This is a genomic window from Parvibaculum sp., from assembly GCF_002684405.1.
Taxonomy (GTDB): domain Bacteria; phylum Pseudomonadota; class Alphaproteobacteria; order Parvibaculales; family Parvibaculaceae; genus Parvibaculum.
The window spans coordinates 1-14,253 of sequence record NZ_NYVD01000003.1 but is presented as its reverse complement, the minus strand read 5'-3'; the positions used below and the strand labels follow the sequence as shown (position 1 = coordinate 14,253).

Here is a 14,253-nt window from a genome sequence, read left to right as displayed (position 1 = left end):
CGCCATCACTCACGCAGGATCACCGGCAAGTGGGTGATGCCCCGGATGAAGTTGGACCGCAGATATTTCGGATCGCCCACGACATCCACCTTCCTGAAGCGCTTCATGATCTCTTCCCAGAGAATACGAAGCTGCATCTCGCCGAGCCGGTTGCCCACGCAACGGTGAATGCCGAAGCCGAAGGAGAGGTGGTGGCGCGCGCCCTCGCGGTCGATCAGGAACTCGTTCGCACGGGAAATTTTCTCCTCGTCCCGGTTGCCCGACACGTACCACATCGCGACTTTGTCGCCTTTCTTGATCGTCCTGCCGCGAATGTCCGTATCTTCGAGCGCCGTGCGGCACATATGTGCGACCGGGCTCTGCCAGCGGATGATCTCCGACACCATGTTTGGAATGATGTCCGGATTGTCGGTCAGTTTCTTGTATTCGTCCGGAAACTGATTGAGCGCGAGAACGCCGCCGGTGATGGAATTACGCGTCGTGTCGTTGCCGCCGACGATCAGCAGCAGCATGTTGCCGAGATATTCGTTGGGCGGCATGTTTTTCGTGGACTCGCCATGCACCAGCATGGAGATGAGATCGGAGCCCGGCTCCTTGCGCGCCGCGCGTTCTTTCCACACGGCATCGAAATATTCCCAGCAGGTCCACAGCTCTTTGAAGCCTTCTTCCGGCGTCTCGAAATATTCCGGATCGCCCAGCCTCTCCACCGTGTCCGACCAGTGAATGAGCTTGTGCCGGTCTTCCTGCGGAACGTCGAACAGCGTGGCGAGCGTGCGTCCGGTCAGTTCCACCGAAACCTCGCGCACCCAGTTGAACTCCTCGTTGCGCGGCAGGTTGTCGAGAATATGGCCCGCGCGCTGGCGAATAAGCTCTTCCAGCGACGACAGGCTTTCGCTGGTGAACATGGGCTGCACGATCTTGCGCTGCTCGTCATGCTTGGGCGGGTCTTCCATGATGAACATGGGCAGATAGGTCAGCGGGTCGGGCTCGCCCTCGATGGGAAGGCCCCCGAGCCGGATGCCGCCATTGCGGATGTCGGATGAAAAGATCTGGTGATGCGTGTCGACATACATGATGTCTTCATACTTGGTGATCGACCAGTATCGCCCGTAAGGCCCCTTGTCAGAGAGGTGCACCGGGTCTTCTTCCCGCAGGCGCTCGAAATAGGGCAGGGTCTTGTTGGCTGCGAAAAGATCGTCATGCGCCGGGTCGATATCTTCCAGCGGTATGGAATAGGGGTCCTGGTTGACGTCGATCTTCCACCTGGCGGCCAGTTCCGCATTGGACTGGGAATAGTCGCGCGGCGCCGTCTCGCTGTTTTCCGACATGATCTCCTCCTCTTGCGGTCTGTCCTGTTACCTTATCGACGATTTCTCGTCTGCTACATCCTATGTGGGACCTTTGGTGGCTCATTGCCATGCGGTTTCCGCCCTTGCCGCAGGGGCGGCCTGTCCTTGCGTGAACGGGCTTTGCGGAAAATCTCCCCGGTATTGCCACGCGCGGCCGCGTCAGTGTGCTTGACATAAAATGGGCAGGCGGCTTCCATCCCGCCCATCGCAATTCACAAGGCGCATACTCCCGGCGCTTTTTCGACATTCAGGAACTCTCATGACGACCGCAGCCCGTCTTGCCGAACCCCTCGCCTTCGCCCGTGGTCCCGAAATGAAGAACCGCTTCATGCTGGCGCCGCTCACGAACCAGCAGAGCCATGCGGACGGCAAGCTGTCCGAGGACGAATATCGCTGGCTGACCATGCGGGCGGAGGGCGATTTCGGCCTCACCATGACATGCGCCGCGCATGTGCAGGCGCAAGGGCAGGGCTTTGCAGGCCAGCTCGGCGTTTTCGGCGACGAGCATCTGGAAGGGCTGACCCGGCTGGCGCAGAAGATCGGATCCTGCGGCTCGGTTTCCTCCGTCCAGCTTCATCATGCGGGCATTCGCGCCGCCAAGGGCATCGTCACGGATATCGTCGGTCCGTCCGAGGACGCCGATACCGGTGCCCGTGCCATGACGACGGTCGAAGTGAAGGCGGCGCGCGACGCGTTCGTTCAGGCCGCGCAGCGCGCCGAGAAGGCCGGCTTCGACGGTGTGGAAGTGCATGGCGCGCATGGCTACCTGCTCGCGCAGTTCCTCTCTCCGGAACTCAACCGTCGCGACGACGAATATGGCGGGTCGCTGGAAAACCGGGCGCGCCTCATCATGGAAGTGATCGACGGTATCCGCGCCGCCTGCCGTCCCGACTTCCAGGTCGGATTGCGGCTGTCTCCCGAACGCTTCGGCCTGAAGCTCGCGGAAGTGCGCGAAGTGGCGACGGAAATCCTGCGGCAGGAAAAGATCGACTATCTCGACATGTCGCTCTGGGATGTCTTCAAGGAGCCCGTCGAGGAGGAATTCCAGAGCCGCTCGCTCCTGAGCTATTTCGCCGAGCTGCCGCGCGGGGCCGTCCGGCTGGGCGCGGCGGGGAAGATCATGAGTGCGGCGGATGCCGTTCAGGTGATCGAGAACGGATGCGACTTCGTCGTGATCGGCCGGGCCGCGATCCTGCGCCACGACTTCCCGCGGCGTGTGCTGGCGGACCCTTCTTATGTGTCTCCGGCGCTGCCGGTGACCGCCCAGCATCTGCGCGACGAAGGGCTGGGCGAGGCTTTCGTGACTTATATGAGCGGCTGGAAGGGCTTCGTGGCGGAAGAGAGCGCCTGATTTCCTACGCCGCCTCCGCTTTCATTCCGGCAGGTTGCCCGGTTGATGTGCATGCACAGGAAATGAGCGATCTGCGGCGCAACCCGCTTGTGTGCTGTGCAACATAAGGGATCGAAACCCGCCGAAATTCCCGTTTGAGGGCCAAAATGCCCGGCATTCTCCCGTTTTCCTCCGTGGCACGGGGCTTGCTCGTAGTATTACGCATTTTGCATTTCGTAATACTGCTCAACCTCGGGAGTTAATGTGATGGGTCTCAAGAGAAGTCTTGGATTGGCGTTGGGCCTGGCCATGTCGGCAATCATGCTGGCCGCGCCCGCCCGCGCCGAAGCCCCGCTTAAAATCGGTTACAGCGACTGGCCCGGCTGGGTGGCCTGGCAGGTCGCCATCGACAAGGGCTGGCTCAAGGAAGCCGGTGTCGACGCGGATTTCCAGTGGTTCGATTATGTGGCGTCCATGGATGCCTTTGCGGCCGGCAAGCTCGACGGCGTCAGCGTGACCAATGGCGATGCGCTCGTCATGGGCGGCAGCGGCACCAAGAGCGTCATGATCCTGGTGAACGACTATTCCAACGGCAATGACATGATCATCGCCAAGCCGGGCATCAAAAGCCTCAAGGAACTGAAGGGCAAGAAGATCGGCGTCGAGATGGGCTTCGTGGACCATCTTCTGCTGCTGAACGGCCTTGAGAAGAACGGCATGGCGGAATCCGATGTCAGCCTGGTCAATGTCGCCACCAATAACACGCCTCAGGTGCTTGCCTCCGGCGATGTCGATGCGATCGGCGCCTGGCAGCCGAGTTCCGGCACGGCAATGAAGCTCGTTCCGGGGTCGCGTCCCGTCTACACCTCGGCGGATGAGCCTGGCCTCATCTACGACACGCTGACCGTGACGCCGACGAGCCTTGCCAACCGCCGCGACGACTATGTGAAGCTCATCAAGGTCTGGGACAAGGTCGTCAAGTACATCAACGATCCCGAAACCCAGCCCGATGCGCTGAAGATCATGTCTGCCCGTGTGGGGCTGACGCCGGCGCAGTACAAGCCGCTTCTGAACGGCACGAAGCTCCTCACGCTCGAGGCAAGCTCCAAGGTTCTCGAGAAGGCGGATGGGTTTTCCTCCCTCTACGGATCGTCGAAGATCTCCGATGACTTCAACGTGAAGTACAAGGTCTATGCCGATCCCCAGGACGTCGACAGCTATATCGATCCGTCCCTCGAGGCGGATGCCCTTAAGTAAGTTACGTATCGAGTTGTGAGTAACGAGTAGCGCCCGGGGGTACCATGAGTCGGACAAACTGGTTCTCGGTTCAGACGGAACTGTCACCTAAAGCAAAGACCGTTCTCGGCATTCTTTCCTTTGTATTGCCGATCCTCGTCTGGAGCATCGTGAGCTATGTGCCCGCCGTGTGGCACCCCCTGGTGCAAATCACCGATCCCGGCAGCGTCTCCTATCTGCAGGTCGACATGCGCATGCCGCGCGGGCCCTTCGAGGACGTAGTCAAGGAGGCGGAAGCCGAAGGACAGGCGCCGCCGCAGGGCTTCCCGGCCAACCCGGTCTATCTGCCCGCGCCGCATGAAGTGGCCTCCGCGCTTTATACCGCCTTCGTCACGCCGCCGCCCTCGAGGGACATGCCCTGGCTTCATGAGAGCCTGTGGCATTCGATCCAGGTGATCTTCTGGGGCTTCTTCCTCTCCTCGGCCATCGGCGTGCCGCTGGGCGTGCTCTGCGGAGCCTATGCGCCCATATCGCGCCTCACCGAACCCTTTGTGGAATTCTTCCGCTATCTTCCCGCGCCCGCATTCGGTGCGCTCGCCGTCGCCATTCTGGGTATCTATGACGGGCCGAAGATCGCGATCATCTTTATCGGCACCTTCTTCCAGCAGGTGCTCATCATCGCCAATACGACGCGCAAGCTCGACGGGGCGCTTACCGAAGCCGCCCTGACGCTGGGCGCGGGCAATCTCCAGCTTCTGACGCGCGTCGTGGTGCCGGGCGTATTGCCCGATCTCTATCGCGACCTGCGCATCCTGCTGGGCTGGGCATGGACCTATCTGATCGTGGCCGAGCTGATCGGCACGACCAGTGGTATCACCTGGTTCATCACGCAGCAGGCGCGCTACCAGCATTTCGAAAACGTGTACGCCGCCATCATCATCATCGGCATCATCGGCCTCGGGACCGATCTCGTTCTGGGGATGCTGGCGAAACGCTTCTTCCCCTGGGACCGCAACGGAAAATAGAGCGAGGCAAACATGAACGCGGAAAAGACATTGCCGTCCTATCTCGAACAGTCCGACGCGGTGCGCGAGCGCTTCGAGCGACTGAAGGCGCGCCCGAAAATTCTGGAAGTGAAAGGGCTCGACAAGGTTTTCGAAACGCCGAAGGGCCAGACGGTCGCGCTGAAAGACATTCACTTCGAAACGCACCGCCGAGAATTTCTTTGCGTGGTCGGCCCGTCGGGTTGCGGCAAGTCCACACTCATCCGGATTCTTGCCGGGCTCGATGCGCAGACCGGCGGCGACGTGCTGCTGGAAGGAAAGCCGGTGAAGGGGCCGGGCCGCGATCGCGGCATGGTGTTTCAGGGCTACACGCTCTTTCCCTGGCTGAGCGTGAAGCGCAACGTCATGTTCGGGCTCACGGTGAACGGCATGGGGTTTCAGGAAGCCGAGCGTCAAGCGCTGCAATGGCTGGCGCTTATCGGTCTGGAAAAATTCGCCGAAGCCTATCCGCATCAATTGTCAGGCGGCATGAAGCAGCGCGTCGCGATTGCGCGCGCGCTCGCCAACCAGCCCCGCATTCTGCTGATGGACGAGCCCTTCGGCGCGCTGGACGCGCAGACCCGCGCCAAGATGCAGGCTCACCTGCTGGAGATCTGGCGCAAGATCGACATCACCATCGTCTTCATCACCCATGACCTCGACGAGGCGATCTATCTCGCCGACCGCGTATTGGTGCTGAAGGCGCATCCGGGCGAGGTGCAGGAGCTGATCGAGGTGCCCGTCCCACATCCCCGCAAGATGGAACAGTTCATCTCCGACGAATTCCTCGCCACCAAGGCGCGTCTGGAAGAACTGATCTACGCGTATGAAGAGAAAGAGGAGGGGGCGGACGAGGATGAGTACGATTATCCCGACATGCCCCGTCTCGTCGAAGTGGGCGACAGTGTGGATTGAGCGCTATGCGATGGTCTGCACGGATTGAACGGAAAGCGGCCTCACCCCCAAACCCGTTTCAGGCGGGGCGGCTGACGAAGTAAGGCGACACAAGAGAAAGAGTTTGATGTGCCGAGGCGAAAGAGCCCGGCGCAAAGCGGGAACGCATGACCTGTCGCGATAGAGAAAGGCACGGCAATGATGACGGACGAAGAGATCACAACGATCCAGAAGGACCTGCGCGCAAAGGGCGTTAAATACTGCATCGGCGCCTATGTGGACATTCACGGCGTGCCGAAAGGCAAGGTGGTGCCGATCGACCATCTGCATCACATGGCGCATGGTTCCGAGCGCTATACGGGCTATGCGCTGGACGGTCTCGGTCAGGCGCCGAACGATGACGAGATCACTTCGATCCCCGATCTCGGCCATATCGTGCAGCTTCCCTGGGAACCCTCGGTCGCCTGGATGCCCGCCGATAATGGTTTTCAGGGCAACCCCTATCCGTTGAATACCCGCGTCGCGCTGAAGAACATGCTGGCGCAGGCAGCCGAAATGGGCTTCGGCTTCAATCTCGGCATCGAATGCGAAATCTTCGTCCTGGAGCAGAATGAGGACGGGTCGCTCGCCGTGCCGAACCCGAACGACAAACTGACCAAGCCCTGCTACAGCGTCGAGGGCTTCATGGACCAGTTCAACTGGCTCGATAAGGTCGCGACCTGCATCAACGACCTGGGCTGGGATCTCTATTCCTTCGACCATGAAGACGCGAACGGCCAGTACGAGTTCGACTTTGCCTATGCGGACGCGCTCACCATGTGCGACCGGCTCGTCTTCTTCCGCTACATGGCAAAGGAGTTCGCCAAGCAGGAAGGCCTGCTTGCGACCATGATGCCCAAGCCCTTCGCCGACAAGACGGGCAATGGCGCGCATTTCAACATGTCGCTCTACGATCTGAAGACCGGCGGCAATGTCTTCGCTTGCGATCCGAAAGACGATCCGCGCGGGCTGGGCCTCACCGAAACCGGCTATCAGTTCATCGGCGGCATCCTGAAACACGGGCACGCGCTCTGCGCCGCCTTCGCGCCGACGGTCAACAGCTACAAGCGCCTCGTGCGTCAGGGAGCCATGAGCTATTTTACCTGGGCACCCGTTTTCAACTCATACGGCTCCAACAACCGCACGAATTCCGTGCGCGTGCCGTCGGGCGGCGGGCGCTGCGAGTCGCGCAATGCCGACGGCGCCGTGAACCCCTACCTTGCCGCCACGCTGGCGCTTGCCGCCGGTCTTGAAGGCATTCGCGAAGGGATCGACCCGGGCGATCCGAACGAGGATAATCTCTACACGATTTCCGAGTCGGAGCGTGCGGCGCGCGGCATCCAGTTCCTGCCGCAGAACCTGCAGGAGGCGATCGCCTGCTTCCAGGCCGACCCGATCACCGAAACGGCGCTGGGCAGCGGGCTTCGCGATGAGTTCGTGAAGTACAAAACCGAAGAATGGCAGGCCTACCATCTCTCGGTCAGCGAGTGGGAAGTGGAACGCTACAGCCATCTTTTCTGAAGGATAAAAAATGTCCGGGAACGGCGTAGGCGACGGCCCAAACAATGGAAATGGTGCGCGGACTATCGACAGCAGGCCCGTAAGCCGCATCAGCATTTCCCTGCCGGAGGAATTGCTGACCGAACTCGACCAGATGGTGGAGGATCGGGGGTTTCAGAGCCGGTCTCAGGCGATCAACGACATGCTCCACCAGTTTCTGGTGGAGCATAAGCGCGAGCGCGGCGACGAGGTGATGGTCGGCATCATCACCGTCTACTATGACAACACGGCCAACGGGCTTCAGAAGCAGCTCGCCGATCTGCAATATCGCTATATCGATGAATGCATCAGCTCTCTCCATATCCATCTGGCGCATAACCAGACCATGGAAGTCGTGCTGGTACAGGGCCCGGCGCGAAAGCTCCAGGCAATCGCCGACGAGATGGTCACCAAGCGCGGCGTCATCGCCGGCAAGATACAGCTCATGGCCGCGGTCATTCCGCCGCTTCATCCCTTCAGCGGCGACTGATTGGAGATGAAAACGGCAGACTGGTGAAATTTTAGGCAAAAGGACAGATATTGAGCGTCTTCGGGCGCTAAAAAACCCGGCAAGCCAGGGGTTATGCCCCTTTATCCATGGCACGGGGTTTGCGACACTGAAGAAAGGCAGTGGCTAGGGTTCCGGCCGCAAATCGGTTTCACGACCGATGCGGTGTCTGGTCCGAGAGCTACACCCTGACCGGTCAACAGCGGTCAGGTACACGGCGGGACAAAAGCCCGGGAGACGGATGCGATGCGAGGATTGGCATTGCAGGCCGCCGTGTATAGCCGATCCTCCAGACTTCATGCGGCGGCACCATCGCCGGCAGGACGACCTGCCCGCGACCTCTTCCGGCCTTGCCGGATTTTTGCCCGGACGGCCGGGCGCCGGTTCACATGCCGGCATGGTGTAAGGAGATGGAGAGATGGCACAAAGTGCTGACGACGCCCGCGCCGAAGAAAAGGCGCGCTACGACGCACTCTTCGCGCAGGGGCGCGCAAAACGCCGAGACATCAGCGAAGCGCCGGGCAATCCCCGCGACATTCCCGAAAACGATATTCTCTGGCGCGAGGCGCTGCCGGGAAGCTGGGGCTGGTCGCGCCGCATCCCGCGTGGTGAGACCCTGCGCATTTCGGCGACCGGGCCGACCGCCGGCGTCTCCGTGCTGCTTTATAACGCCGCCGACCCGACCGAACGCTTCAACGCAGGCGACACGGTGAAGATCCAGTGGAGCGCGGCGCTCCAGCGCGGCCGCGTGCTCTTTTCCGATATGGGCCGCGTGCTGGCGTCGATCACCGACGACACTTTCGGACGCAACGATGCATTGGCGGGCGGGTCCACGCCCCTCAGCAACGAGAAGAAATACGGCGACGCCACGCTGCGCTCCACGCGCGGCAATTTCATCCTGCTGGCCGCCAAGCACGGGTTGAGCAAGGCCGATGTCCCGCCCTGCCTGACGCTGTTCGCACCCGTCGCCGTCGATCCGGAAGGCCGCTTCGTCTGGGAAGGCGATGGTGCATCGAAGGGGGACTATGTGGATCTGCGCGCGGAGATGGACCTTCTGGTGTTCGTCTCCAACTGCCCGCATCCGCTGGCACCCGGCGAATACGATCCCCAGCCCGTCGACCTCACGGTCTGGCAATCCCCGCCGCCCGCCGCGGACGATTTCTGCCGCACGGCGACCGAGGAAGCCATTCGCGGTTTCGAAAACACAGACCCCCTGTTCCGTTGAGGCGAGGATAATCCCATGCAGAACATTGAACGCGATCCCGCCGAGGCGATCTACGACTTCACCGTTCCCGCCACACGGCCCTGGTCCTACATGCTGCCCAAGGGGCAGGTATTGCGCATTGTCGATCTGGAGGGCCAGCAGGCCGTCGACACGCTCTTCTACAACGCGCATGACCATTCCGAGCGCTACAGCGCACAGGACACCGCCCGCATGCAGGGCTCTCCCTATGTCACGGCAGGCACCGAAATCTATTCGAGCGAAGGCAATCTGATGGCCACCATGCTTGCCGACACGGCGGGCGGCCACGACACCTCCGCCGGAGCCTGCAGCGCAGAGTCGAATACCGTGCGTTTCGGCCATGACAAGAAATACATGCATAGCTGCCGCGACAATTTTGTCATGGAGCTGTCGAAACACGGCATGACGAAGCGCGATCTCGTCAGCAACATCAATTTCTTCATGAACGTGCCGGTGGAGCCGGACGGAACGCTCGCCATTGTCGATGGCGTGTCGAAGCCCGGCGACTATGTGGAGCTGCGCGCGGAGATGGACATTCTCGTCTTCATCTCCAACTGCCCGCAGGTGAACAACCCCTGCAACGGCTTCAAACCGACGCCCGTGCGCACGCTGGTGTGGAAGGCCTGAGATCCTTCCAAGCCCGGTAGAATGAGGCCTGACGGAGACGTTCATGTTCAAGAAAGTACTGATCGCCAATCGCGGCGAAATCGCCTGTCGTGTCATTCGCACATTGAAGCGGATGGGCGTGGGTTCCGTGGCGATCTATTCCGACGCCGACCGCTTCGCTCCCCATGTGCAGCTTGCCGATGAGGCGGTGCGCGTGGGGCCGGCGCCGGTTTCGGAAAGCTATCTCGATGTCGAGGCGATCCTCGAAGCCATTCGCCGGACGGGCGCGGAAGCCGTCCATCCCGGCTATGGTTTCCTGAGCGAGAACCCCGACTTCGTGGAGCGTCTCTACAAGGAAGGCGTCGCCTTTATCGGGCCTCACCCGGAACATATGCGTGCCTTTGCGTTGAAGCATACGGCGCGCGATCTGAGCGAGGAGAGCGGCGTGCCTTTGCTGCCGGGCTCCCCGCTCGTGCACGACCTCGACGAGGCCCGCGCCCATGCCGTCCGCATCGGCTATCCCGTCATGCTGAAAAGCACGGCGGGGGGCGGCGGCATCGGGCTCCAGCTTTGCAATGCCGAAGAGGATCTGCCCCGTCTGTATGAAACGGTAAAGCGGCTGGCGCAGGCGAATTTCTCCGACGCCGGTCTCTTCGTGGAGAAATTCGTGGCGCAGGCCCGCCACATCGAGGTGCAGATTTTCGGCGACGGCAAGGGCAAGGTCATCGCGCTGGGCGAGCGCGACTGCTCCGCGCAGCGCCGCAACCAGAAAGTGCTGGAAGAAACCCCTGCGCCGAACCTGCCCGACGCGATGCGAAAAGAATTGCACGAGGCGGCGGTTCGCCTCGGCGAAAGTGTCGGCTATGCGAGTGCCGGGACGGTCGAGTTCATTTTCGACGCGGCCGAGCACCGCTTCTATTTCCTGGAAGTGAATACCCGCCTTCAGGTGGAGCATCCGGTGACGGAAGAAGTGACGGGCCTCGATCTCGTGGAGCTGATGGTCCGGCAGGCGGCGGGCGATCTCGACAATCTGGACAATTACACCCGTGCGCCGCAAGGGCACTCTATCGAGGTACGCCTCTATGCCGAAGATCCGGGTAAGAATTTTCAGCCCTCTTCGGGCCTGCTGACCGAAGTGAACTTCCCGCAAGACATTCGCGTCGACGGCTGGATTGCGACCGGCACCGAGGTCTCGCCCTTCTACGACCCGATGCTCGCCAAGATCATCGTCAAGGGCGCAACGCGCGAGGAAACCGCGGCGAAACTCGCCGAGGCGCTGGACGCCTCTTCGGTCTATGGCATCGAAACCAATCTCGACTATCTGCGCCAGATCGCACGGGGCAAAACCTTCCTGAACGGGGAGATGCTGACCTCCACACTGGCGGGCTTTGCGGGCGAGAGCGCGGCCATCGATGTCGTCTCGCCCGGCGCGCTTTCCAGTATTCAGGACTATCCGGGCCGCATCGGCTATTGGGATGTCGGCGTGCCGCCATCGGGGCCGATGGACCCGCTCTCCCATCGTCTGGCGAACCGGCTGGTCGGCAACGCGGAAGACGCCCCCGCGCTCGAAATGACGCTGATGGGGCCGACGCTCGCCTTCCGCAACGATGCGGTGATCGCGCTGACCGGCGCGGATATGGACGCAAGGCTCGATGGCGAGCCGGTGCCGTTCTGGCAGGCGGTGGAAGTGAAGCGCGGCCAGACGCTCACCCTTGCTCAGGTAAAGGGCGCCGGGCAACGCGGCTATCTGGCGATCCGCAACGGCTTCGACGTGCCGGAATATCTGGGCTCGCGGTCCGCCTTCACATTGGGCCAGTTCGGCGGTCACGCGCCCGGCGCGCTGAAGACCGGCGATGTGCTGCGCATCCGCCGCGAGGGCGCTGTCACGGCTGCCGCCACCGACCCGATGCCGGAAGCGGATCGCCCGGCTCTCGCGACCGAATGGGAAATCGCCGCGCTATACGGGCCTCATGGTGCGCCGGACTTTTTCCTCGATGAGGATATCGAGACGCTGTTCACGACCGCCTATGAGGTGCACTACAACTCCGCGCGCACGGGCGTTCGCCTGATCGGCCCGAAGCCGAAATGGGCGCGAAAGGACGGCGGCGAGGCGGGGCTTCACCCCTCGAATATTCACGACAACGCCTATGCCGTCGGCACGATCGACTTCACCGGCGACATGCCCATCATTCTGGGGCCGGACGGGCCGAGCCTTGGCGGCTTCGTCTGCCCGGCGACGCTCGCCAAAGCCGAACTCTGGAAGCTCGGTCAGTTGAAGCCGGGCGACAAGGTGCGCTTCCGTCGTATCGGCGATGAAGAGGCGCAAAGCCTGCGCGAGACGGAGGAGGAATGGGTGGCGAACCTCGCCCGCCCGCGCGAAAACACCCCGGCGGTCTTCCCCTCCGGCACGGTGGAAAAAGCCGTTCTGGGCCGCATCACCGATCTCGAAACGGAAGTCACCTATCGCCGGGCGGGCGACGATTACCTGCTGATCGAATACGGCCCCATCGTGCTCGACTTCGCGCTGCGCTTCCGAGCGCATGCGATGATGGTCACGCTGCGGGAGAAGCGGCTTCCCGGCATCATCGAAATGACGCCGGGCATCCGCTCGCTGCAGATCCATTACGACCCGGANATGCTACCGCTTCCACNCCTCATGGAGATACTGGAAGAGGCAGAGCGCGCCATGCCGTCGGCAGCCGATATGGAAGTGCCGAGCCGCACGGTGTATCTGCCGCTTTCCTGGGACGATGAGGCGGCGCAGGAGGCGGTGCGCAAATACGCAACACTGGTGCGGCCCGATGCGCCCTGGTGCCCGTCCAATATCGAATTCATCCGCCGCATCAACGGCCTCGACAGCATCGAGGATGTGAAGAGCATCCTGTTCGACGCCGACTATATGGTGATGGGGCTGGGCGATGTTTATCTCGGCGCGCCGGTGGCGACCCCGCTNGATCCGCGCCACCGTCTCGTGACGACGAAATACAATCCCGCCCGCACATGGACGCCGGAAAACGCGGTCGGTATCGGCGGCGCCTATCTCTGTGTCTACGGCATGGAGGGACCGGGCGGCTACCAGCTTGTCGGCCGCACGGTGCAGATGTGGAACCGCTGGCACACAACGAAAAACTTCGAGCCGGAAAAGCCGTGGCTGCTGCGCTTCTTCGACCGGCTGAAATTCTATCCCGTCTCCGCCGATGAATTGCTGGAAGCGCGCGAAGCCTTCCTCCATGGCGAGTTCGAGGTGAAGGTGGAGGACGGCACGTTCCGCCTTGCCGACAATATGGCTTTCCTTCAGGAGAATGCGGAAAGCATCGAGGCCTTCCGCACGAAACAGCGCCGCGCCTTCGAGGAAGAGCGCCAGCGCTGGGAAGAACAGGGCCTCGCCATGAGCGAGATGGAGCCCGACGCGCCGGTGGAAGAAGGCGCCATCGACGTGCCCGAGGGCGGCAAGCTCGTCGATGCGGGCGTGCCCGGCAATGTCTGGTCGGTGGAAGTGAAGGAAGGCGACGAAGTGGAGGCAGGCCAGCCGCTCGTTATCCTCGAATCCATGAAAATGGAAATCGAGGTGAAGGCGCCCGAGGCCGCCCGCGTCCATGAAATCCATTGCGCGCCCGGCAAGATGGTGCAGGCGGGCCAGACGCTGGTGACGCTCGTGCCGGTGTAGCGCTCCGCTTTCCTTTGATTTCGTGTGCGGGATGAGGTTTCCTTTACGGAAAGCGCGCGGGAGACGCGCTATCCAGGAGGAGGAAAGTCATGGGCACGGCGGTAGAGCAGCTGTCATATGTGAAAGGTGCGGAGACGCCGCCCTTGAGCGAGAAAACCATTGGCGCGGCGCTTGAAGCCGCTGCGCGCGAATGGGGCGAGCGCGAAGCTGTCGTCTCGGTTCACCAGAATATCCGCTGGACCTATGCCGAGCTGAACGAGAGGGCGGACGCACTCGCGGCGGGCCTGCTGGCGCTGGGCCTGAAGCCGGGCGACCGGCTCGGCATCTGGTCGCCCAACAATGCGGAATGGGCGCTGACGCAATTTGCGACCGCAAAGGCGGGCATCGTCCTCGTCAATATCAACCCGGCCTACCGGCTCTCGGAACTCGAATACACGTTGAACAAGGTGGGGGTCTCCGCGCTCGTCACGCCGGAGCGTTTCAAGACCAGCGAATATGCGGCAATGGTCGAAACACTTGCGCCTGAGATCGCGGTTTCGGATGGTCCGCTCGACGCGACGAAACTGCCCTATCTGAAACATGTCATCCAGATCGGCGGTGCCGCGCGTCCGGGCTGGCGGCAGTTCGATGATGTGGCCGGGCTCGCGGGCGGTGCGGAGAGAAAAGCCCTCGCGGAAATCGGCGGGACGCTCGATTGCGGCGATGCGATCAACATCCAGTTCACGAGCGGCACGACGGGCCTGCCCAAGGGCGCGACGCTGTCCCATCGCAATATCCTCAATAACGGCTTTTTCGTCGG

Annotated in this window: 11 protein-coding genes and 1 riboswitch; of the genes, 10 read left to right on the top strand and 1 reads right to left on the bottom strand. The window is 61.9% G+C overall.

The features are described 5' to 3' along the window. Window positions 1-5 precede the first annotated feature (5 nt). Window positions 6-1,328 carry a cytochrome P450 gene (locus tag CMI59_RS00515; protein WP_293323210.1) on the bottom strand — a complete coding sequence of 441 codons (1,323 nt, stop codon included), beginning with the start codon at window positions 1,326-1,328 and terminating at the stop codon, window positions 6-8. A 280-nt stretch (window positions 1,329-1,608) separates the two neighbouring features. On the opposite strand from CMI59_RS00515, the gene CMI59_RS00510 reads away from it, so the two are divergent. The 10 genes from CMI59_RS00510 to CMI59_RS00465 all read left to right on the top strand — a co-directional run. After that, window positions 1,609-2,700 (top strand): NADH:flavin oxidoreductase, encoded by a 1,092-nt coding sequence (locus tag CMI59_RS00510; RefSeq protein WP_293323207.1) that lies wholly within the window; start codon window positions 1,609-1,611, stop codon window positions 2,698-2,700. A 246-nt stretch (window positions 2,701-2,946) separates the two neighbouring features. Then, window positions 2,947-3,936: an ABC transporter substrate-binding protein gene (locus CMI59_RS00505; RefSeq protein ID WP_293323205.1), complete on the top strand. Its 990-nt coding sequence runs from the start codon at window positions 2,947-2,949 to the stop codon at window positions 3,934-3,936. Between the two features lie 44 nt (window positions 3,937-3,980). Continuing rightward, complete coding sequence (locus CMI59_RS00500; RefSeq protein WP_293323202.1) at window positions 3,981-4,940, top strand: ABC transporter permease; 960 nt, start codon at window positions 3,981-3,983, stop codon at window positions 4,938-4,940. A gap of 12 nt (window positions 4,941-4,952) precedes the next feature. After that, window positions 4,953-5,873: an ABC transporter ATP-binding protein gene (locus CMI59_RS00495; protein WP_293323199.1), complete on the top strand. Its 921-nt coding sequence runs from the start codon at window positions 4,953-4,955 to the stop codon at window positions 5,871-5,873. 177 nt (window positions 5,874-6,050) lie between these two features. After that, the gene (glnT, locus tag CMI59_RS00490) at window positions 6,051-7,412 is read left to right on the top strand and encodes a type III glutamate--ammonia ligase (protein ID WP_293323197.1); all 1,362 of its coding nucleotides are present in this window, start codon (window positions 6,051-6,053) and stop codon (window positions 7,410-7,412) included. Between the two features lie 10 nt (window positions 7,413-7,422). Beyond that, a complete protein-coding gene (gene nikR, locus CMI59_RS00485; protein ID WP_293323194.1) occupies window positions 7,423-7,920 on the top strand; it encodes a nickel-responsive transcriptional regulator NikR in 498 nt (165 codons plus the stop codon). Window positions 7,921-8,053: 133 nt separating this feature from the next. Continuing rightward, window positions 8,054-8,177, top strand: a riboswitch (guanidine-I (ykkC/yxkD leader). A gap of 179 nt (window positions 8,178-8,356) precedes the next feature. Then, a complete protein-coding gene (locus CMI59_RS00480) occupies window positions 8,357-9,163 on the top strand; it encodes an urea amidolyase associated protein UAAP1 (protein WP_293323192.1) in 807 nt (268 codons plus the stop codon). Window positions 9,164-9,178: 15 nt separating this feature from the next. After that, window positions 9,179-9,808 carry an urea amidolyase associated protein UAAP2 gene (locus CMI59_RS00475; protein WP_293323190.1) on the top strand — a complete coding sequence of 210 codons (630 nt, stop codon included), beginning with the start codon at window positions 9,179-9,181 and terminating at the stop codon, window positions 9,806-9,808. Between the two features lie 43 nt (window positions 9,809-9,851). Beyond that, the gene (gene uca, locus CMI59_RS00470) at window positions 9,852-13,454 is read left to right on the top strand and encodes an urea carboxylase (protein WP_293323188.1); all 3,603 of its coding nucleotides are present in this window, start codon (window positions 9,852-9,854) and stop codon (window positions 13,452-13,454) included. 89 nt (window positions 13,455-13,543) lie between these two features. Further along, window positions 13,544-14,253: AMP-binding protein (locus CMI59_RS00465; protein ID WP_293323186.1), on the top strand; the 710-nt coding region annotated here is incomplete at its 3' end.